This window comes from Arsenicibacter sp. R0_47 (genome assembly GCF_057652235.1).
Map to the genome: position 1 here is coordinate 1 of NZ_JBYFCJ010000031.1, position 22,040 is coordinate 22,040.

20 protein-coding genes and 1 pseudogene are annotated in these 22,040 nt (G+C 48.3%); 5 read left to right on the top strand and 16 right to left on the bottom strand.

Translation table 11 applies throughout. From position 1 onward, the window contains the following. Nucleotides 1-60: 60 nt before the first annotated feature. The 5 genes from AC23NW_RS30150 to AC23NW_RS30170 form a co-directional block, all read right to left on the bottom strand. A complete protein-coding gene (locus AC23NW_RS30150; RefSeq protein WP_487454196.1) occupies nt 61-756 on the bottom strand; it encodes a carboxypeptidase-like regulatory domain-containing protein in 696 nt (231 codons plus the stop codon). A gap of 309 nt (nt 757-1,065) precedes the next feature. Continuing rightward, nucleotides 1,066-1,398 (bottom strand): hypothetical protein, encoded by a 333-nt coding sequence (locus AC23NW_RS30155; RefSeq protein WP_487454198.1) that lies wholly within the window; start codon nt 1,396-1,398, stop codon nt 1,066-1,068. Between the two features lie 200 nt (nt 1,399-1,598). Beyond that, the gene (locus AC23NW_RS30160; protein ID WP_487454199.1) at nt 1,599-2,663 is read right to left on the bottom strand and encodes a glycosyltransferase family 9 protein; all 1,065 of its coding nucleotides are present in this window, start codon (nt 2,661-2,663) and stop codon (nt 1,599-1,601) included. A 251-nt stretch (nt 2,664-2,914) separates the two neighbouring features. Further along, complete coding sequence (locus AC23NW_RS30165; RefSeq protein ID WP_487454200.1) at nt 2,915-3,292, bottom strand: phage holin family protein; 378 nt, start codon at nt 3,290-3,292, stop codon at nt 2,915-2,917. A gap of 92 nt (nt 3,293-3,384) precedes the next feature. After that, nucleotides 3,385-5,073 carry an amino acid permease gene (locus AC23NW_RS30170; RefSeq protein ID WP_487454201.1) on the bottom strand — a complete coding sequence of 563 codons (1,689 nt, stop codon included), beginning with the start codon at nt 5,071-5,073 and terminating at the stop codon, nt 3,385-3,387. A gap of 277 nt (nt 5,074-5,350) precedes the next feature. Between AC23NW_RS30170 and gldA the strand changes: the two genes are divergently transcribed. After that, nucleotides 5,351-6,271: a gliding motility-associated ABC transporter ATP-binding subunit GldA gene (gene gldA, locus AC23NW_RS30175; RefSeq protein ID WP_487454202.1), complete on the top strand. Its 921-nt coding sequence runs from the start codon at nt 5,351-5,353 to the stop codon at nt 6,269-6,271. 162 nt (nt 6,272-6,433) lie between these two features. Here the strand turns inward: gldA and AC23NW_RS30180 are convergent, their stop codons facing one another. Then, complete coding sequence (locus AC23NW_RS30180; RefSeq protein WP_293833650.1) at nt 6,434-6,970, bottom strand: DUF4136 domain-containing protein; 537 nt, start codon at nt 6,968-6,970, stop codon at nt 6,434-6,436. Between the two features lie 124 nt (nt 6,971-7,094). Continuing rightward, nucleotides 7,095-8,153: a 3-dehydroquinate synthase gene (aroB, locus tag AC23NW_RS30185; protein WP_487454203.1), complete on the bottom strand. Its 1,059-nt coding sequence runs from the start codon at nt 8,151-8,153 to the stop codon at nt 7,095-7,097. A gap of 233 nt (nt 8,154-8,386) precedes the next feature. Here aroB and AC23NW_RS30190 point away from each other — a divergent pair, with 233 nt between their 5' ends. The 4 genes from AC23NW_RS30190 to AC23NW_RS30205 all read left to right on the top strand — a co-directional run bounded on the left by AC23NW_RS30190 (nt 8,387) and on the right by AC23NW_RS30205 (nt 14,701). Beyond that, the gene (locus AC23NW_RS30190; RefSeq protein WP_487454205.1) at nt 8,387-11,476 is read left to right on the top strand and encodes a SusC/RagA family TonB-linked outer membrane protein; all 3,090 of its coding nucleotides are present in this window, start codon (nt 8,387-8,389) and stop codon (nt 11,474-11,476) included. Between the two features lie 13 nt (nt 11,477-11,489). Next, complete coding sequence (locus AC23NW_RS30195) at nt 11,490-13,034, top strand: SusD/RagB family nutrient-binding outer membrane lipoprotein (protein ID WP_487454206.1); 1,545 nt, start codon at nt 11,490-11,492, stop codon at nt 13,032-13,034. A gap of 38 nt (nt 13,035-13,072) precedes the next feature. Next, nucleotides 13,073-13,831: a DUF4397 domain-containing protein gene (locus AC23NW_RS30200; RefSeq protein WP_487454207.1), complete on the top strand. Its 759-nt coding sequence runs from the start codon at nt 13,073-13,075 to the stop codon at nt 13,829-13,831. A 102-nt stretch (nt 13,832-13,933) separates the two neighbouring features. Further along, complete coding sequence (locus AC23NW_RS30205) at nt 13,934-14,701, top strand: phosphatidylinositol-specific phospholipase C/glycerophosphodiester phosphodiesterase family protein (protein ID WP_487454208.1); 768 nt, start codon at nt 13,934-13,936, stop codon at nt 14,699-14,701. A gap of 33 nt (nt 14,702-14,734) precedes the next feature. On the opposite strand, the gene AC23NW_RS30210 is transcribed toward AC23NW_RS30205, so the two are convergent. The 9 genes and pseudogenes from AC23NW_RS30210 to AC23NW_RS30250 all read right to left on the bottom strand — a co-directional run bounded on the left by AC23NW_RS30210 (nt 14,735) and on the right by AC23NW_RS30250 (nt 22,039). Further along, complete coding sequence (locus AC23NW_RS30210) at nt 14,735-16,012, bottom strand: anthranilate phosphoribosyltransferase (RefSeq protein WP_487454209.1); 1,278 nt, start codon at nt 16,010-16,012, stop codon at nt 14,735-14,737. Between the two features lie 137 nt (nt 16,013-16,149). After that, the gene (gene porG / locus AC23NW_RS30215; RefSeq protein WP_487454211.1) at nt 16,150-16,812 is read right to left on the bottom strand and encodes a type IX secretion system protein PorG; all 663 of its coding nucleotides are present in this window, start codon (nt 16,810-16,812) and stop codon (nt 16,150-16,152) included. A 30-nt stretch (nt 16,813-16,842) separates the two neighbouring features. Beyond that, the gene (locus AC23NW_RS30220) at nt 16,843-17,808 is read right to left on the bottom strand and encodes a DUF6089 family protein (RefSeq protein ID WP_487454212.1); all 966 of its coding nucleotides are present in this window, start codon (nt 17,806-17,808) and stop codon (nt 16,843-16,845) included. A 127-nt stretch (nt 17,809-17,935) separates the two neighbouring features. Continuing rightward, on the bottom strand, nt 17,936-18,811 hold the full coding sequence (locus AC23NW_RS30225) for an NAD kinase (RefSeq protein ID WP_487454214.1): 876 nt from the start codon (nt 18,809-18,811) through the stop codon (nt 17,936-17,938). 62 nt (nt 18,812-18,873) lie between these two features. Continuing rightward, the gene (locus AC23NW_RS30230; RefSeq protein ID WP_293833634.1) at nt 18,874-19,542 is read right to left on the bottom strand and encodes a CBS domain-containing protein; all 669 of its coding nucleotides are present in this window, start codon (nt 19,540-19,542) and stop codon (nt 18,874-18,876) included. Nucleotides 19,543-19,702: 160 nt separating this feature from the next. Then, on the bottom strand, nt 19,703-20,485 hold the full coding sequence (locus AC23NW_RS30235) for an alpha/beta fold hydrolase (RefSeq protein WP_293833632.1): 783 nt from the start codon (nt 20,483-20,485) through the stop codon (nt 19,703-19,705). A 378-nt stretch (nt 20,486-20,863) separates the two neighbouring features. Beyond that, nucleotides 20,864-21,217 (bottom strand): heavy-metal-associated domain-containing protein, encoded by a 354-nt coding sequence (locus AC23NW_RS30240; RefSeq protein ID WP_293833630.1) that lies wholly within the window; start codon nt 21,215-21,217, stop codon nt 20,864-20,866. A gap of 41 nt (nt 21,218-21,258) precedes the next feature. Then, a pseudogene (locus AC23NW_RS30245) lies at nt 21,259-21,378 on the bottom strand (four-helix bundle copper-binding protein); the annotation flags it as partial. A gap of 94 nt (nt 21,379-21,472) precedes the next feature. Then, nucleotides 21,473-22,039, bottom strand: coding sequence for an AraC family transcriptional regulator (locus tag AC23NW_RS30250; RefSeq protein ID WP_487454215.1), 567 nt, complete (start codon nt 22,037-22,039; stop codon nt 21,473-21,475). Nucleotide 22,040: the final 1 nt, after the last annotated feature.

Below are 22,040 nucleotides of genomic sequence, written 5' to 3' on the forward strand. Positions count from 1 at the left end.
ATCGATCAGTTTGCGGATGATTTTAACTCACTAATCGAATTTATGACCATGCATAGGGTTTTATGAGAAAGCCCTGGTTCGATATTTACGTAAGAAATCGCCTAATCTCAACGACACGACTAAAGAATTTGTTTTACCAAATATCAAATCAGCAACTTTACTAATCCAACCCCGTTCAATATAATCTTCACTTTTTCTAAGTTCGAGAATTTTAATTTTCCGTTCTTCCGGCAAGGCGTCAAATCCGAAATCCTGAATACCAACCGCCGCTTCTATCAGGCGGGTATATTTATCATCTTTCAGGCATAATTCCCTATAAAAAGTATCCAGGTAATACTGACGGGTCGGGTAATTTTTCTTGATAAGCTTAAAGGCTTTTTTTACAATCCGGTAAGCCGTATCGCCTTTCGCACTTACTTCTGCTAGTTTGACCGGCTCGCTTTTCAAAAAAATCTGAAGCGGCTGTTTTTTTTGTAAGGCATCTTTAACTATGATTTCACCGGAAGCAAACCCAAGAAAGCTAACCGCTATGGTATCGTTTAGATGCTGTTCAGTTATATGCAATTCAAAAGCACCGGCTTCGTTTGTATAGGTGCCAATTCCCTGATTCTTAATATAAATATTCGCAAATGGTAACGCACTTGAATCAGTGCTATTCTTTATTTCACCTTTTAAGAGCAGCATTTGTGCGTTGCTTACAGTCACACCTAACAGAGCAATCAGGATTGTACTAAAAATTAGTATATTTACTTTCATTGACGAGATAAGAAGAAAAAAGCCGTTAGATACAAAGACCTAACGGCTTAAGACAGTTATTACATTTCCCAAAGAGAATAACCGTAATTACCACAATTATTTGCAAAGTTTTGCATAAACCAGGCAAAATCACCTTAGTAATCAAAATCACCGGTTACCATCCCTTGAAACCAGCTTTTTTGCTGATTACAATACTCATCACGGCTAACACCACCCTGGATGTTTTCTGCCGCAGCTGCATTAAGTTTTTTCATAATTGTACTGTTAAAAATTATTTACATGACAAATATGATTTCTACCACTGCACTCTCAATGCAGTGGCCAGCTTTTGGCAAAATAATTTTGCTGTACTTCGGCAGACCGCAGCCCATACCCACCGGTCAGTTTTTCGCGCTCGCTTTCCGGCAGTTTTTTCCGCCGGAAGGCAAACACAAGTTCACCGTCTTCTTCGTAATAATAAGTTTTCCGGTAGGGGCAGTAGCGTAGCGGCACACCCACTTCATTGACCAGCTCGTCGCGGAGTTTGTACCAGGTGCGTTGGCTGATGCCTAACTTACCGGCTAACTGGACAGGCGTACCCGTTTTTTGGGTACGGATGAGGTGGTTCAGGTAATCGAACCGGTTCAGCAGTTTCTGTAGCATTATCTGGTGTTTCTTTTCTGTCGTGATGGTGTTGTACGGACGCAAACAAAAATAAATTGTCACTCATATGCAACTACTTTTGTTTAATTGGCAGAAACACCTTCCCAATCACAAATGCCTCACTGCTACAGGCAACGTGCGCAGAACCGGGAAAGAACTTGTACAGTCGGTAAAGAGCTTGTTCAGGAGACTTGCACCGCTCAAGGGTTAACGCCCTCAACAACAATCTGCCGGATCCAGATCAGGGATTCATTGATAACGGTTTCGTCAAACGCCGTTACATAGGAACGGGTAAAGTCCTTTCTGACAAAACCGACGTGCTCACTCTTCCGGTGGTTATGAAACAGTAATGCCGGATATCCGTTTATCGGGAAAAACTGCACTCCTTCGCCGTGGTTAAAATACGAGACCGTCGGGCAGAGCGCCGAGCATAAATGGGCCGGCAACGAATCAATCGTAATGGCGACAGCAGCTTTTGAGGCTAAAGCAGCCAGTTCATACAGCGTTAGCTTATTTACCGTATCCTGAATGTCTGCCGCATAGTCCGGCATCGACGTCTGCATCTTGGCTGCCAGCTCCTTCGTTGATGTCAGTTGTCCGCAGATCATGAGCATACAATCTGTTTCTGCCAGTATCCCTTGCCCCAGCTTCAGCCAGAACGCATCCGGCAGGAAATGGCTTGGCGAACCGCTCTCGGGGCAAATCAGCGCAATCCGTTTTTGCGGTTGGTTCCCAATTTTTCCGGCAAGAGACTCTCCCGCCGTATCAGGGAAATAGAAGTAAGGCTTGATCTCAGAGAGGCTGACATTTACCAACGCTGGTTTCAGCAAGGCCGTAATTACATCCAGGTGATGAAAGTCCGTATCCGGCAAAAAATATTCATGATCCAGCCAGCCACCCAGGCCGCGTGAGCCAAACCCTATCGTTTTCTCTACATTGATAAACGGCAACAGAAAATGCATGGGAGCACTCGAAAAACGTATATCAATTGAGACCGTATACGTTTCCTTTTGTAGCTCGCGGATAGCACTGCGGCTAGTACGGATATGCTCACGCCACTTGGCCAGTGTACTTTTCCGGCTCCGGTTGGTTAGGGCATGGTTCAGGTGGATAATTTTCCGGATGTACGGATTATTGCTCAGAATCGGGTCGCACCAGCTACCTGCCACTACATCGATTACACACCCTGGCAGCTGTTTTTTAATAAACGGGAATAAGTATGAGAGAGTCAGCGCATCGCCCAAATGCCCGGATGTCAGTAACAAAACAGCAGGAGTGGTTTTATCCGTATTGGGTCGAAAGCGTTTTTTGTAAATGTATTTTCCGTAAATATCTGCGAAAAAGTCGACTACCTGGAGTGGATAACTTACGCTTCGGGGGGCACAGTATTTTCGATGGTTACCCATTGTGTTTTGCTGGTCTGTGCGTACGGTTATCAACCGGACTTACCAGACGTTTATCACGTGTTGTCTATAAAAAATCAGGATCAACCTCTGGGTTGATCCTGTTGATAGCATTATCTTACCATGGTAACGGTTGCCGCATCTACCTCCGGCTTTGCTAATGACTCGTCGATCAAGGTGCCCGCCAACGCTACCGCAAGGGCGATAACCAGTGCCGGCCAGAAACCCGCAATGGTAAAGCTGGCCATCAGCTTATCAACCAGTTTCAGCATCAGCGCCGTTACGACAAGCCGTACAACAAACGGCATCAGAAAGAACGTAACCAGGTGCAGCGGATAATAAATCAGCCAGCCCAGAAAAAAATTCAGAACCGCTAGCAGTAAAGCCACCAGTAAGGCGCTGGTAAAATTTTTAACCTCGACCTGAGGCATTACGTAGGCAAGGCCGAAAATTACGGCTGCATCGATGAGTAGATGTAAGATGAAATTCATATGAACAGGAGCTTACGTTTGTCAAAGCTAACAACTTACTGACCGAACGGCAATAAAAGCCGGTTAACAAATGGGGAACTTTCGTTAACGGTCTATTTACGCGCCAGTTTGCTCTGACGATACCCGTATGAGAAATAAATGACCAGCCCGATTATCAGCCAGACGACAAAAATCAGCCAGTTGCTGACGCCCAGTTCGGTCATCAGGTACAGGTTTGTCAGAATACCGAGAATGGGCAGCAGCGAGAAATTATGCATAAAACTCAGCACGGCCAATACTGACCATGTGATCCAGAAAAACGCCATTAACGGTTTTTCGGCAATCATTCCGGTAAAGTTACCGGAGTTGATGGCAAAAGCCAGCGCAATCAATAAACCGAATCCGACAATAAACTTACCATTAATGTAGGGTACCCGGAATTTCGACTCCTGTGAAATGCCTTTGGCATCGAGGTACAAAATACCGCCACACACCAGAATAAAAGCAAAGAACGTTCCGACACTCGTCAGGTCGATAAAGAACTGCATGTCGAGGAACAGCGACGGGATGGCCACAATAGCACCGGTCATGATCGTTGCAAAAGAGGGTGTTTTGTATTTCGGGTGAATCTTTGAGAATTTCGGCCACAGCAACCCGTCACGGCTCATAGTCATCCAGATACGTGGCTGGCCCAGCTGATACACCAGCAGCGCACTCGTAATCGCAACCACAGCACTCACTGAAATGACACCGGCAATAAAGTTTAGTCCTACCTTCTGGAAAACATACGCCAGCGGATCATCTACGCCCAGCTCCTTGTAATTTACCATACCGGTCAGCACCAGCGTAATCAATACATACAGGACTGTACAGATAACAAGGCAATAGATCATTGCCCGCGGCAAATCACGCTGCGGATTCCGGCACTCTTCGGCCGTGGTCGAAATCGAGTCAAAACCAATGAACGCAAAGAAAACGGAAGCAACCCCGCTCAATACACCCTTTACCCCGTTTGGCGCGAAGGGTGACCAGTTGTCGGGCTTTATGTAAAAGGCACCAGCCAAAATGACCAGGCCGATTACCGCCAGTTTCAACACGACCAGAATATTGCTCGCCGTCCGCGATTCCTTGATACCCGTATAGACCAGTGCGGTGATCAATACGGTAATAATACCGGCCGGTAAGTCCATGATCAGTTTAAAGCTACCCAAATCCGGAGCGGCTGCATAGGCCTGTGCCAGTGCTTTTACCCCTTCATCAACGGACTCACCCGAGGTAACGGCTTTGTAGGCTGCCGCCGCAGAACCATAGTCTGTGGCCAGATACCCTGGAAAGTTTATCCCGAAGCCTTTGAGCATGGACGTAAAATACTCGGACCACGAAATCGCCACCACCATGTTACTAACGGCATATTCAAGAATCAGCGCCCAGCCAATGATCCAGGCAAAAATCTCCCCGAACGACACATAGGCATAGGTATAGGCACTACCACTCACCGGCACTGTCGAAGCAAACTGCGCATAGCTGAGGGCCGTAAATACACAGGCGATAGCCGTGAAAACAAACAGTAATGATACTGCCGGACCACCGTCGGCACTCGCGCGGCCGATGGTACTGAAAATACCTGCCCCGATAATAGCCGCAATCCCGAATGAGGTAAGATCGCGGACACCCAGTACTTTTGCCAGGCTTTTGTCTTCGTAACCACCGTTCTCTGCTGGATGGCCTTCTGTTAAATTTCCGTCTCCGGCATCGCCGAGAGCCTGCCTGACTGACTTTTTACGAAAAAGGGAGGTACTCATGAATTCAGTTTGTATGTGTCGTGAAAGTGAGAAACGTTCCGGACTATAATAATTAATGTGAATAGAAAAACGTTGATGTAGAGGCAGCGGAAACCCGTTTTCAGATCATGGGTTTTCCGTCGTACCTTTACCAAAAATGCCTTTAAACGCTAAAAATAGAAATAGTTTCCGGTTTTTTGTACGTTCGTAAGGTAGTGTTTCGCTGATATTTTGTAAAAGGTCCCGGTCACTTTCCGGTTATCTGCCGTATTTCTGATCTTAAACCGAACTTATTACTATGTCCATTGAGGTCACACAACTGACCAAACAATATGAAACGGGGCAGCGCGCCGTTGATCAGATTTCCTTTTCGCTGAAAGCCGGCGAAATCGTCGGGTTTCTGGGCCCTAACGGTGCCGGCAAGTCTACGACCATGAAAATTCTGACGGGCTATCTGCCCGCAACGGAAGGTACCGTGATGGTCGAAGGATTTGATGTCAGTAAATCGCCGATGGAGGTCCGGCAGCACATTGGCTACCTGCCCGAACACAATCCATTGTACCTTGATCTGTACGTCAAAGAATTTCTGCGTTTTTCGGGCCGCCTGCACGGCTTAAACGGCGGTAAGCTAACGCAGCGGGTTTCCGACCTGATCGGACTGGTGGGCTTAGCCCGCGAGCAGGGTAAGAAAATCGGTCAACTCTCGAAAGGCTACCGGCAGCGGGTCGGTCTGGCGCAGGCACTCCTGCACGATCCGGCAGTGCTGATTCTCGATGAGCCCACGACCGGCCTTGACCCCAACCAGCTGGCCGACATCCGGAACGTGATTAAGCAGGCAGGCCGCAATAAAACGGTTTTGTTCTCGACGCATATCATGCAGGAGGTTGAAGCGCTCTGTGACCGGGTCATTATCATCAACCGCGGAAAAATCGTGGCCGACGGTGCACTGAGCCAGTTACGGTCATCAGCGGCAGACAAAGCGGTTGTCGTTGCGGAATTTGAGCAGGATCTGGCCGATCCACAGGTACTTGCCTCGCTGACCGGCATCGAACAGGTAGAAGCGCTGGGCAACGGCCACTACCGCATCACGGCGATTGCCGGCACCGATCTGCGGGCATCGGTCTTCCGCCTGGCTGCCGACCGTGGCCTGACGCTCGTCGGCCTGCGGCAGGAAGCCAGCTCGCTCGAAGGCATTTTCCGGGATCTCACGCAGGGATAACCTTTTGTTACTGGTTGTTCTGTGTTGCTGATTGTTACTGCGTGGCTATAAAATAAACGTGGTGGCACGACCGCCAGGCGTCCCTGTTTAACGGGGCTGGCCATCCAGTCGTGCCACCACTAGATACGAACAATTAGTACTCCGTTTTACCCGGTAACTGAATCAGTTTTTCGTTGTCGCCATCAACGGGTACTGATCGAAGATCGACCGCACAATACCCTTGAAGTAATTATTCTTGAAGTTCGGATTCCGCATCATTTTAGACGCGTATCCTTTCCAGATTACCTGATACGTTTCGGCATCAATGAGCGAAATCATCAGCGTGCCCTCGTCCAGATTGTAGTCAATCCGCTTGTATGTTGCTTCATCATCTTCGCGCACAACCCAATCTTTAATGACCGGCTGCTGATAGCCTCTGAAGCGCAGATCGCTGCGGAAAATGTTATAGGAGATCAGCAGATTCGGGCTGCGGTTACTGATTTTATACCCCCGTGCTTCCATCTGGTGCCGGATTGCATCCTGTATGTCGGAACAAAGCAGGGTTGAATCAATGTATTCGCACTCCAGAAAGTTGAAGGATTTGTAATCTTTAAAGTGACCCTCATAGCTGTAATCGTGCTCTACAAACAGCTTACCAGGCATACAACCAGCCAGACTCAACACAGCCAGTACAAACAGAACACCGAAGACTTTTCTCATGAGTTACCGATACGTTTAGATAGAAATTATCAAGATATTACAACTGCTGTTTTATTGGTTGAAAACTGTAATATAAGCTTTTTTGTTCGATAAAAACAAGGTTTCGGGTCCAGATTATTTGGCGTTAACCCCGGTAATAATCAAGCGCCTGCTGCATGTCACTTTTTGTTACGATTATGTCATATGCGCAACTTCCATATCCGTTCAGCAGCGCCATCCGTACCTGTTTTCCCTTATTCTTTTTATCCTGTAACGTTAATGCCAGAATTGGTTCAATATCGGCATCCGTAATCGCTACCCGACCATATACGGAAAACACATATTCTTCGATTTGCGCCAGCAGCCTTTCTTCTATCATTTGCCGCGTAAACGCGATGTAGGCTTCGGCAATCATGCCGACAGCGATGGCCTCTCCATGTAGTAGCCGGCCAGTACCTTTGCCTGGCTTCGGGGCGGCCTCCAACGATCTATTCAAAAAGTAGGTCTCTACCGCATGGCCCAGCGTATGGCCGAAATTGAGGATTTTCCGAAGGCCCTTCTCGGTTGGATCCTGTTCAACCACCCGCTGTTTTACCGCAACGGAATGAGCCACCAGACCCTGCCAGTCCTGATCGGCCAGATCTTTCCGGCGGATTTCGTCCCATTTCGCGCCATCAGCAATCAGGCAATGCTTGATGATCTCGGCAAATCCCGAGCGCAGTTCACTGGCCGGAAGCGTGTTCAGAAATGTTGTATCGATCAGCACCGTTTCGGGTAACTGAAATACCCCGATATGATTTTTATAGCCCTGAAAATCGATACCCAGTTTCCCGCCGACACTCGCATCTACCTGCGACAGTAAGGTTGTCGGAATCTGCGCAAACGTTATTCCGCGTTTATAGGTAGCCGCACAAAAGCCCCCCATATCACCGATTACGCCTCCTCCCAGATTAAGCACCAGTGCATGACGGTCGAAATTGGCTTTCGTCAGGGCCGACCAGATTGTCTCACACGTCTGCAGGTGTTTCTGTTCCTCCCCTGCCTGAATCCGGATCAGTGTATGCTTGTTTAAGAGGGATTTAATCGCGGGATAACAGTGACGGTACGTATGATTATCGACAATGGTTGCGATAGATGAGAAATTATTTTTTTCAAGAAAGGCCGCTAAACTATCGGCAATCGGAGCAATTACTACGGATGACATACGAATTAAAGGTTCGGCCCCTGATAATCAGCCGGCCACTTTTACTTTTCTGCAAAGAAACAGAGTTTTTATCTAAGTCTTTTGTAACCAGACAAATCCCTTTATTTATTAAACGCCACCAAATTTATTCTTTGTCATTTATTTGTTCAGGCGAATTAATCTTTGAAAATTGTAAGTTCATTAACAATTTTTTAATCTATATACTCTTATAATCTACTTTTTAAACTACTCCCATGCAGAAACTTCTACACAAGTGGTTATTTGCGCTGCTCACTGTTGCGCTGACCACTCTTCAGGTGATGGCACAGGAGCGTACCGTAAGCGGGCGGGTCACGTCGGCAGAGGATAATACGCCTATTCCGGGTGCCAACGTTGTTGTTAAAGGCACCACACGCGGTACGACTACCGACGCCAATGGTCGTTTCACCATTTCGGCCAATGCGGGCCAGACACTACGCATCAGCTTCATCGGCACTGTACCACAAGAAATCCAGCTCGGCAACGCAACGACCCTGAACGTGTCGCTCAAAGCCGAAGCCTCCAGCCTGAATGAAGTTGTTGTTACAGCACTTGGTATCAAGCGCGAAAAGCGGCAGCTGGGTTATGCCGTAACCGAAGTAAATGGAGCAGATCTGGCTAACTCGCAGCGGGATAACTTCATTAACGCCCTGCAGGGCCGTGTAGCCGGTTTGCAGGTAGGTACGTCCAGCGGTATGCCGGGTGCCTCTTCGGGTGTGATCATCCGCGGGGTTAACTCCATCAGCGGCAACAACCAGCCACTGTACGTAATCGACGGGATGCCGATTGATAACCGTACGGCGCAGAACAACCAGTTCGTTGCCGGTGGTATCTCAGGTCAGTCGTTCGAAAACCGGAACATTGACTTCTCAAACCGCGCACAGGACATTAACCCCAACGACATTGAGACTATTACCGTGCTGAAAGGCCCTGAAGCGGCCGCTCTTTACGGCGTTGAAGCTGCCAACGGTGCCATCGTCATCACGACGAAAAAAGGCAAAGCCGGTCAGGGCCGCGTTACGTACTCAGCGACCTTTACCAGCCAGCAGGTTGGTCCGCTGCCGGAGACACAACGTGTGTATAGCCAGGGGGTAAACGGAGCGGCAAACAATACCAGTTTTACCGCATTTGGTCCGAAGTATGCAGAAACGACTCCGTTTTTCAACAATGCCGATGGTTTTCTGCGCGACGGTACCGGTCAGCGCCACAATATCTCATTCGATGGTGGTTCTGAGCGTGTCACGTATCGTTTATCGGCCGGTTATTTTAATAGCAAAGGGGTAATTCCGACAACGGAATACAAACGCCTTAACGTAAGCTTGGGCGGTACGGCTAAGATCAGTAATAAATTCTCGGTTGAATCGACGTTGCAGTACATCAACACCGATAACCAGAAGGTGTCGAAAGGGACAAACTCATTCCTGCTTGGCTTATTGTCATGGCCTGCCAGCGACGATATGGCAAATTACATGAATGCAGATGGCTCTCGCCGTAAAGTAACGACCAGCTCGTCTGAAATTGAAAACCCGTATTTTGACGTTAACAAAAACAAACTCCGGGATAAGGGCAACCGGGCCATCACGAATGTCGGTGTAAATTTTACACCTACTGATTGGCTCACACTGACCGGCCGCGTAGGCCTTGATGTCTATTCAACGCAGTATTTGTTTATGTACCATCCTGAATCTAACCGGGCAGGTGGCGTTATCGGTGGGTCACTGGATCAGGCAACAGACAATAACCGTACGTTGACAGCCCAGTATTTCGGAACAGCCAAGAAAAACTTTGGTAAACTGAGCACATCACTACGGGTTGGCCAGGCGATCTATGACTATAATTATAACTCGCTGGCATCACGTGGCGAGAAATTCCTAGACCCGAACTTTATCTCGATCAACAACACCGATCCACTGACGCAGAAATCGAAGAACTTTATCCGTCAACGCCGCCTGATCGGTGTATTCGGTGATATGACAATTGGGTATAACGACGTGGCCTTCCTGACCGTGACCGGCCGTAATGACTGGTCAAGTACGTTCCCGAAAGCAAGCCGCTCATTCTTCTATCCATCCGCTTCGTTCAGCCTTGTCTATACGGAACTGTTACCGGCCGGTAAATTCAAGGATGTGCTGAGCTACGGTAAATTCCGGATTTCAGCCGCTCAGGTAGGTAAAGAAGCGCCGGAATACTCGACCTCACAAGCTTACGAGAGCCAGACAACAACCGGTGGTGGCTTCAGCTACGGCTTTACAGCACCAAACCCGTATCTGGTTCCGGAAAAAGTAACATCGTTTGAGGTGGGTACCGAAATGAAGTTCTTCAACAACCGTCTGGGTTTTGACCTTGCCTATTACAAAACGACGAGTGTTAACCAAATCATCCGTGACCTGCGGATCAGCTACGCAACGGGCTTTATCCTGAAAACGATCAACGGTGGCCGTCTATGGAATAATGGGGTTGAATTCTCCATCAATGGGGAGCCTATCCGTTCGAAAGACCTGTCGTGGAATATTTCGGCAAACTTTACAAAAACAAACAGCAAACTGGCCGAGTTGCCGGCTGGTCAGTCAGAGTTTTATAATTCAGATACCTGGATCTATGGTAACGTCCGGAATGGTATGCGCCTTGGCGGTCCGCTGACGACGTTAACAGGTAATACCTACATGCGCAATGCGAACGGCGATATCCTGATCAGCCCGCTGACCGGTTTACCGGTAACAGAAACGGTCTGGAACGTAGTCGGCAACCGGAATCCTGATTTCGTGATTGGTTTAGTTAACAGCTTCTCGTACAAAAACTTCGGTCTGAGCTTTGTATTGGACATTCGTAAAGGTGGTGATGTCTACAATGCGACAGAGTCATACCTGTTCCGTAACGGTTTGAGTATGAAAACGCTCGACCGCGAGAAACCAATCGTCTACAAAGGCGTACTGAAAGACGGTCTGGAAAACTCGGCTACACCAACGCCTAACAATATCCAGATTATTCCTTATTACAACACAGCATACTATGGCTCCTTATCGGATGAAAACTTTATCGAGCGTAACGTTAGCTGGGTTCGTCTGAAAGAGATTACACTGCGGTATAACCTGCCGAATACACTGCTGGCGCGGACAAAAGTATTCAAATCAGCCAACCTGTTCGTAACTGGTAATGACTTGTTTATTCTCACCAACTATACGGGTGGAGATCCGGGCGTAAACGGTGCCAACACCGCAACCGGTGGATCAGGCGGTCAGGGTATTGACTTTGGTAACCTGCCACTGCCACGCGTTTTCAACGTAGGGATCAACATCGGTCTTTAAACATTTTTGATCAATGAACTTCAAGAAACTTTCCGCCCTGTTGATTGCCGGTCTTTCGCTGACCCTCAGCAGCTGCGATAAATTTTTAGACATAAACAAAAACCCTAACAACCCGGATGTGGTCGAAGCCGCCTTGTTGCTGGCACCCATTCAGAACCAATACGTGTTAGGTATTCAGTTTGACGCCCGCTATATCGGCTCTTATGTACAGAACTGGCACCACAACGCAGCCGGTACAACCTGGGACGTGCATGGTTATGTACAAAACAGCGATGCCGGGGGCGAAATCTGGCGGAACGTCTACTGGCGTGGCGGGCGTAATATCCTGAATATGATGGATGATGCCACGGCCAAACAACGTTGGGATTATCTGGGCGTCGGACAGGTATTTCAGGCCTGGGGCTGGCAGATGCTGACTGATATCCACGGTGAGATCATCATTAAGGAAGCCTACGATCAGGACCCGAATAAAAATACGTTCAACTACGACACGCAGGAATTTGCTTATTCGGAAGTTGTCCGTCTGTTGCAGGAAGGCATCAAAAACCTAAACCGTTCGGACGGAGCTGTGTCAGCCGCTTCACTGGGCCGTGGTGATATCATCTACAAAGGTGACCGGATTAAATGGAAGAAGTTTGCGTATGGTTTGCTGGCTATCAATGCCCACCACCTGTCAAATAAAAAGTCAATCTATAAACCGGATCAGGTTATCTCTTATGTAGACAGTGCGCTGAGCAGCAACGCCGACGATGCACTGTTTACCTTTAACGGTCTGAGCACAGCCGATGGTAGTTTCTTCGGCCCGCTGCGTCAAAACTTACAGGTGTATGGCCAATCAGCCTTTATGTTACGGTTACTGGATGGAACGGTATTCAACGGCGTAAAAGACCCGCGTCAACCAATTCTGTTGTCAGCCAGCGGCGACGGTACTTACCGTGGCATTAATGCCGGTGCCGGTCAATCAACCGCTGCCAGTGTACCGGTAGCCACGCGTGTCCCTAACCTGTGGGGTGGCCAGATTGCCCTTGCCCCTCCTGTCGGAACAACCGGTAAATTCTTCTTTACAGACAAAGGTCCGTTCCCGCTGATGACCTATGCGCAGCTGCAGTTTATAAAGGCTGAGGCTGCCTATCTTAAGGGCGATATGGCAACCGCGCTGGCCGCTTACCGTAAAGGGATTGAGGCGCACCTGACATCGTCGTATGTCAACGTATCGGCTGCTGACCGTACAGCCTATCTGAGCAACCCGGCCATTGTGCCAACGGCTGCGGCTGATCTGAAACTAAACCAGATCATGCTGCAGAAGTACATCGCACAGTGGGGCTGGGGCTTCCTGGAGCAGTGGGCCGACCTTCGCCGCTACAACTACAGCCCGGATGTATTTACGTCACTGCAATTGCCAACGGCTGCATTCCCGTCATTCAACAACGGCAAATCTGTACAGCGTCTGCGTCCGCGTTATAACTCAGAGTACGTCTGGAATCAGGCAGCACTTCAGCCGCTGGGTGGGCTTGAACCGGATTATCACACAAAACCGGTCTGGTTCGTTCAGCCTTAATCCGCGACAATCGCTTGTTTTAAAAAGACTGTAAAGCAATGTTCAAAAATATCATCTATATACTGCTGGCGTCAGTGCTGTTCGTTTCCTGCGAAAAGAATGCACTGCAACTGCCTGTTGAAACAGTTACGTCGGGGGCAAGGATCAAATTTATCCATGCAGCACCAGACACCCCTGCTCTTGACTTTTACATCAATGGAGCTAAGTTTACCGGATTTACGCCTACCGGTGCTACATCTACTTTTGCCGGCAACCCTGTTGGCGTACCCTATAACAGTACATCGCCAAGTACAGGGTCTAATTACGGAATTGCACCGGCAGGTTCTGTTTCACTTAGTATCACAGCGCCGGCGACAACAACTGCTGCCAGTGCAACAGCCATAGGTTCGCAAAGCCTGACGCTGGAAGACAACAAGTATTACTCGTTGTTTGTAGCCGGCCCGACAATCAAACCGGAGCTGATTCTGGTAAACGATGACTTCAGCGCAGCCATTGATCCAACTAAAATCTATGTCCGCTTTGTCAATCTGACGTCAGGTCAGAATTATGATATTGGCCTTAGCACAGGTACTATACTGGCACCAAACTTAGCCTACAAAGGCATGACCGGATTTATTGCCGTCGATGCCAATATCTCCCCTTCGTTTGTTTTCCGCTTGCCGGGTTCAACCACAAACGTTGGTACGGTTACCCTGACCTCAACGTCGGCGGGTCGGGTACTCACGGTATTCACCCGTGGTGTAGCCGGTCGTACGGGTACACCGGCACCGAATATTAATTTATACGTAAACCGTTAATCCGAACAGCGGTACGTTCAGCATCCCCCGGCATAGTCTTCTTTGCCGGGGGATTTCTTTTTTGCTACCTTGCTGCCCTTGATCCGCTAACTTCCCTTTACCATGAAAAGGACGATCCTATTCCTTTCTTTCTGTTGCTGGCACCTTGCGGCATTTGCCCAGAAAGGCCCTGTCCGCGTACATGCTCACAATGATTATGAAAAACCAAAGCCTTTTCAGCAAGCCTATGAATCACGGGCTGATTTTATTGAGGCCGATGTCTGGCTACACAACGGCAAACTTGTCGTAGCGCACACACGCGAAGAAATTAATCCGGCGCTGACCCTGGACTCGCTGTATATTAATCAGATTATCAAACGGTATTCGGAACACAAAGACCGGATCAGCAACGACCGGTCGTATGCTCCGGCCCTGGTTATTGATGTAAAAGACAAGTTTGAAGAGGTCTTTCCGCTGCTGTCAACCCAGATTCAGAAGTGTATTAACTGTTTCAACCGTACAGCCAACCCGATGGCTGTTCAGCTGATTATCAGCGGCAACCGGCCTAAGCCGGAGGTATTCCTGGACTACCCGCCCTATATCTGGTTCGACGGACGGCCGACTGAACTGTATGATGAAGAAACGCTGAAGCGGGTAGCGCTGGTGAGCGATAACTTTAAAAGCTATTCACGCTGGGACGGTAACGGGGAAATTCCGGAGACTGACCGCGAAAAGCTGAAACGCATTATCAAACGGGCACATAACGACAATAAACCAATCCGGTTCTGGGCCATTCCCGACACGCCGAACGGCTGGAAGCAGCTCCGGAAACTTGGTGTCGATATTATCAATACCGATAAGGTTGCCGAGTGTATTGAGACGATGAAATAAATGAAAGCCGGTGGGAGACCACCGGCTTTCGTATTAAGCAAGCTGTCCTTCAATCCAGTCCAGCCCGCGGTCGAGCATCGCTTCGGCGAGACGTACCCGGTTATCAAAATCTATATTTCCCGTTACCCGCTGCGCCATAAATTTCCGGATCAGGCGGGCATTTTCATCCGCATATAACGTATCGACCACATCGTCAGACTCGGTTTTGTAGGACTGAAACCCGGGCGCTGTCGTATCAAAATGCTGGAAGAATAAATGGCCTTTCGCCGTTCGTACCGCACACAGGATACCAGAAGCCCGGCTCGTCGAGGGTGCCAGCGTTCCTTCAAGTCCCCGCTTCATGACAATGACCCCGTCAAAACCGGCCAATAGTGCCAGCTCAGCCATTTTCATCTGGTAAGTGATGTGGAATACCGACGTAACCAATATACGTGCGTGGCAGGGATTTAAGAGCTTCTCCATCGTTGCCAGAAACGGACGCTTGAGCAACAGCCGCCGCCGGTCAACCCAGCGGTCCAGCGCAGGAGAAAGTGCCTTCTGATCGACTACCCAGCCGTATGGTCCGGGATCTTCGCAAAGTTCATGGTTACTCTGCGCAAACGTACAGCCCAGCTGTACAAACAGATCATAGGCATTCAGCGTGTATTTGGGTCCGCCCGACCGGCTGACCATCGACACAGTACCGTAACCCCGCTGCCTGATATAACCGGCCAGTAAGGGCGTAATCATAAAACTATGATCTACCCCATCAAATGGTTCGGCCAGCTGCACCAGTGGCCGGCTGGCACAACTCATAGTTTTAAAGCCCGGCGTAAATGTCCGCTTTGCTGCTTCCATCAGGCCTACATATTCGTCATTCGTTTCGTGACGGACGCGCAGGATACTGGCAGCAAGGCCTTTAAAAACTTCACTTTCTCCTTCTTTGAATAAATACTCACCTAACTGATGGGCCTCGCTGACCCGCAGGGTGTGCCCTTTCAGCAGTTTGGTTGCAATGGGCAGCATACCCATCGGCAAGTCAGGGCATACCTTATGGATAAAAAAGGTCGGGTGAGAAAACGCGCCCTTGCCGACCAGCGCCTCAAGCTGGCGTTCGGCAGGTGTAGGGCCTTTAGTTAATAAAGCGCCCCAGAATGCGCCGCGTTGCAGTGGGTGTGTGCCTCCGGATTGTAATTCAGCCTGACACGATCGGATAAGCTCGTCGGGTAAAGGTTTACTTCCGTTTTTTCCAACACCAATGAGGCGGATAGCCTGTGTAAGTGATGAATCCTCCGGAACCGCTGAAACGTTTTCTGGCCATGTAGCAGTCATGACTAATTCAGGATATTGGGTCCGGAGCAAATATATCAAATTTTTACATTTTCAACATTGATAGTATATTATTTTAAGTATAAGTTAATAAATAAAATTTTATTTTGATTTTCTTAACATTTGCATCATACTACTTATCATTCAGGGCACGTAATACGGTAAAAGGTATAGCTAAGCGTCAGCGCTGCGTAGGAATACTGATCCCGCAGTGCCGGATTGCCCTGCTGTAGCTTGGCAGTGCCGGCAGCAGCCTTTCCTAAGCCATCAAGTGTGTCATTGTTGGTGAACCGCGTACCAAACTCAAACCCAATACTCCACGGACGGCTGATCTCGTATTTAAACCCTGCCCCCAGCGGAAACATGATCCGGGTATCCTTAACCGGCCGCGGAGAGTATACCATAAACCCAATGCCTCCGAATACATACGGTGTCCAGTTTTTAGGCCAGCGAACCATCCGGAAATCGCGGAAATTGTACTCCAGGTCACCGGAAATCTCACCGATTGAGGTGCGGAATGAATAATCACGCGCCTGCTGAAACGGATCTTTACTGATACGGTCTGTGGCTTTAATCACACCCAGCCCAATACTTGCCCGGGCCGAAAACGAACGGGTGGCGTTATACCGGAAAAACAGATTACCGGCCGGCAGGGCAAAACGCGGATTAATGGACGGTGAAATATCACCTTTATATAGGTAGGTACCCAGACCGCCACCAATTTCAACTTGCTGCGCCAGCGCAACAGGGGTAAAAAAAAGTCCGGGCAGCAACAGCAGCCAGACTTGAAAACCTGATTTCAAAATAGTTTTACGTTTATAGTACGTTCGTTCTTACCGGATTGGCGGGCACTTAATCTTAGCCGGAATGATATAGGTCAGCTGCAGGCTCGTCAGTAAATACGAATCAGGTAGAATGCCTTTGGTACCTCGCGTTGTAACAGCCGGTAATGATCCTGGCTGAATTTTCTGCAAAGCCGCTGTTCGATCTTCACCTTTTCTTGCAGCAATAACTTCATTTCGCCGGTCACTCATCTGGAGAGCAAGACCTATTAACTGATCTGCGCTTGGATATGCTCCTCCCGCATCATCCAGATAATCCGAAAATGTATAGCGAAAACCTGCCTCGAATGAAACATTAAAACTTTCATTCAGCGCATATTTAACACCGATACCTACCGGAATTGATAGCGTCACTAACGAATACGGCTTGGCCATTCCGGGTTGCCCCTGCCCTTCCGTATTTAATGGCTGTAATCGAACCCAACGGCGAGAGGCATTTTGGTCATTAGGATTTTCTGGGGTCCGGGCCTGCGGACTGTGTGCTAATAAGGCAATACCGGCAAACAGATACGGATTGATTTTCGGACGTTGTTCCGGTGTACGGCCATCGGGCTTAAACTGATAGATGCCGGTGATCGCAAACTCCTTTAAGTCATTCCGGAAATGCAGGTTCCGGGTAAACTGAATCGGATTTTTATCAGGATTACTCTTGTTAAATGTATAGTCATCACCGGAAATCCGCGCCCAGGTAAACGACGCACGGGCGGCTAGTTTCGGTGTAAAATGTCGTGTATAGTTAATCCCTGCATTCCAGCGCATCATCAGAAATGTTGCCTTAATTGGCTGACGGTAAGAGGCCAGTTCCCCGTAATAACTTGAGGTACCGATTCCGCCGCCGACTTCAGAATATGGTAAGAAATGGGTATTTCTGCGGGCCTGCCCGTAACTTTGGTGGATCAGGCCACCCGTCAGCAGCAAAGCGATTACCCCTCTTTTTAAATAATAATTACGTTTCATAAATGACTGTCCCCTCCGAACGCTGGTTTTCCTTTTCAGGATCATTGAACCTATTTCGGAAACGGCTAAAAGGATGTTTTTATTGAATATTCAGGCTAAAATTATGCCAGGCTTATTAAACCGCCCGTCAATTTCGTACATCAAATCCCCAATTCAGCTTGCTGCGCAGCGTATTCAGGAAATTGTCATCGCTCAGCTTTACCAGACGGGCCTTAAACTTTTCTTTCCGGAGCGTTATCCGCGTTGACGTGTCGACTGTACGCGAGCGGGAGTCGAGTGCCACCAGAAAATTGCCGCTCCGGCTGGCTACTTCAAACGACAGCTGGCACGTATCCATAATAATCATCGGGCGGACATTCAGGTTGTGGGGGCTGATCGGGGTAATGATGAAATTATTATTATGTGGCAGTAGTACCGGCCCGCCGCAACTCAGGGAATATCCGGTTGACCCTGTCGGCGTTGAAATAATCAGCCCGTCTGCCCAGTATGAGTTCAGAAACTCACCATCGAGATAGGTATGAACCGTAATCATCGACGACATTTCGGTCCGCGTGATGGTAAAGTCATTCAGTCCGAAGGGAATCCCTTCAAACATTTCATGATCGGCCTGCACATTTACCAATGACCGTTCGTCAATCGTAAAATGCTGATTGAACAGGGCATGGATCATGCCGCGGATGTTATTCGGCGACACCGTTGCCAGGAAACCCAGACGGCCGGTATTGATCCCGACAATCGGCGTTTGCCGCGCTCCTACATGGGCAACGGTTTCCAGCAGGGTACCGTCACCGCCAAGGCTTAAAACAAAATCAGCGTCGAAGACTTCCTCCGGCGCATGATATGTAATCTGGCTATTATGAGAAACACCGGCAAAGTTGAGAAACTCGCGGTATGTATTCGATAGTTGGATCTCCGTGCCCCGCTCGTTCAGATCATCAAACATCGCCTGAATAAACGGCTTTGTCTGGACGGTAAAGCTTCGCCCGTGAATGGCTATTTTCATTGTTCGCGGAATTTGTCAAGGTTTTTAGCCGCAGCCCCCAGGCAGCACAGCGTTCCTCCTGACTATGTATTTAAATAACGAAGCAGCAGATCAAGACGCTCCTGATCCACACTCTCGATCGGTTCGTTGGCAAAGGCAGAGTCAATCTGGTAGCCAAAGCGTTCAAGCGTCGATACAACAGCGGTAATGTCTCTGCGGTTGAGTTTCAGCGTAAGCCGGGATTTATCCGGCATGCCATAGGCGGCACTTGAGAAATAGCAGCTTATAATCTTAACGTTGTTTGATTCGACAAGCCGGCTGATCTCGGCCAGGGAGTAATCCCGCTCATCAATACTCAGGATCAGGATTGCTCCGGGCTCCATCACGCCAAGATCGCGGGCGAATTGTTTTATGAGTTCGCTGATCGAAATGGTTCCCATAAAATCGTTGTTATCGCTCAGGACAGCAACAACGTCAAGGTGGTTTTCCAGTGCGGTCTGCAGGACTTCGTAGAGATGCTGGTGTTCAAAAACAAAAAGCTGCTCATGACGAACCATCACGTTTGACAGCAGCAGCATATCATCTGATGCATCCATCAATCCGTCTTCGTCAAGCAGCCCTCTGTACTCCTCCTGATCGGTGAGTACCAATTGCCCGATGCGGTGTTCCTGCATCCAATCCAGCGCCTTACCGACGGTATCCGTCAGTTTCAGGGCGGGCAACATAGGATCTATAAGTTCAGCAGCGAGCATAACGCAGTTAATTTAGCCAATCTGTATGGCAGAAAACTAAGAAATTTCTTTCTTAGTTTCCAAACCTTATTAACTGAAAAGTTTTGCACACCCTGTCAGCAGTCGTTTTTCTGCATTTTTCCGGGTTTCGTTTGGCTGCTGTCTGCCAGATATACCTGTTTCAGGACATAACAGCCGGAACCGACACCGGATTACGCTCCAGCCAGTCAATCAGTAATTCGTTGAAACGCTCAGGGTGCTCCATCATGGGGGCATGACAGCATTTATCGATAAAGTGCAGCTCAGATCCGGCTACTAACCGGTTAAACTCATGGGCAACCTCCGGTGGTGTAATGGTATCATTTAATCCCCACACCAATAACGTTGGTACCTGAATTTTGGTTAAATCCTTCGCCACATTGTTCCGCTGCGCTGACTTGGCAATGGCAACGATGTTCATACATTTTGGTATGCTGCTGGTAATGTCAAAGACCTCGTCAATAAGTTCTTTGGTTGCCACCTTCGGATCATAGAATGTATACGCGACCCGTTCCGAGATATAGTCATAGCTACCCCGTTTCGGGAACGAACCACCCATCGAGTTTTCAAACAACCCTGAGCTACCGGTCAATACCAGCCGCTTTACCTGATCAGGGTGTTTAAATGTATATAACAACCCAACGTGGCCGCCCAGCGAATTGCCCAGTAACGTCAGATCAGTCAGGCCTTTATGGGCCTGAAAGCGTTCGATAAAGGCAACAAGACCCTCCAGGCCTGCTTCACGCATCGGCATGGTATAGATGGGCATCATTGGAATTACCACTCTGTATTGTTTAGAAAAGACATTGATAACGCTATCCCAGTTACTCAATGCGCCAAATAAGCCGTGCAGCAAAAGCAGCACATCGCCCTGACCTTCGTCTACGTAGCTGAATCCAGCTTCTTCACGGATTTGGTAATTCATATCTGCTGAAATATAAATTGTTAAATTTTCGGCCCGGCAATCATACAACTAATCCATTGTAAAATACTATTAAACCCGGAATTTTGTTCAGCTGTCTGTATGTCAACTGATTAACGTAATATGTAGTTATATGAGCGCCCTGTCTGTCTGCAAAAATACAAATTCTAAAAAAAAGTAAGTAATTAATTTTTCTCTAATCTGATTATCAGCTTATTAATTATTAAAAACATAAAATAATCCTAAATTCCTAAAAAAAGTACTAAAGTTATTTATTGTTACAAGCGTGATTTTCAATAAGTTTTTAATTTTTCAGCAGCCGTTCAATAAAAAGCCCTGCTACTAAACAGCAGCAGGGCTTTTTATTGACACCGGACCGGCTTAGTGATCGTGATGCATCGGGCTGTCCTTCTTACAGCAGCTTGGCAGCTTTTTATAACCGGCGTCATCCGCAGTCACCTCATCGGCATCATATCCGGTTTTAGAGATATTGGCTTTCAGTTTAGCCGCGTCTGTCTTCTTTGGATTGTACTTGATCGTAACCACTTTGGTTTTAACGTCAAGCGTAGCCTCTTTCACTCCCTTTTCATACGACAAATTGCGTTCGATTCGTTCCTTACACATTTCGCATACAGCCGATGTCTTGATTTTAATCTCTTTGTCATCGCCTGCGACAGACCAGGTGGCTACCAGTGCCAATGCTGTAATCAACAGCGTCATCAATCCTTTTTTCATGTTACGTGACTAATTATTAAACTGAAAAACAATTATTTACATTATTCTGTTCCTGCCATTTCCCGGCATTCAGCAGCACAGGCGCGACACGCTTCTGCACAGGCGCGGCAGTGTGCATGATGAGCAGCATGCTTCTTTTCCCGCTTTTTTACCGTAAGGCAAGGTAACGGGCAATAAACCGGACAAAGCTATTAACTACCAGTCAATGCTACTGTACAGAATTTACGGTTTACTGTATAAGATTATGGTCTCCTGTTACAAAAGATCCAGCGGTTGCCGTATGGTTTTATCTGCCTTCCGGAACTGCCCCGGTGTCAGACCGGTCAATTGCCTGAACCGGGTCGATAAGTGTTGTGAACTGCTGAAACCCAGGCGGAATGCGATCTCACTCAGCGACATTTCACCGTATTGAAGCCATTCTTTCACCTTTTCGATCTTCACCGCAATGATATATTTCTCCAGCGTCTGCCCCTCCGACGTTGAAAACAGGTGGCTTAAGTACGAGTAATCATAGCCGAGTTTCCGTTCCAGAAATGCCGAGTAGTTTTCGGCCTCCTTTTTTTCACCGGCCTGATGCTGGATTTCGGCAATAAGCAGCGCCTTTGTCTGCTCAACCAAACCCTGCCGCCGGTCATCAATCAGGTCGAACTCTTCTTTCTGCAGCGCGGCTTTCAGCGCATCTGCCGTCATACCGGCCGGCCAGCCGGCTACCTCCACACGGCCCAATGTTATTTCGCTGACGGTAAAACCTAAGTTTTCGAGTGTTTCCTGAACCACCCGCTTACAGCGGTTACACACCATGTTTTTTATCTGGATGGTCATA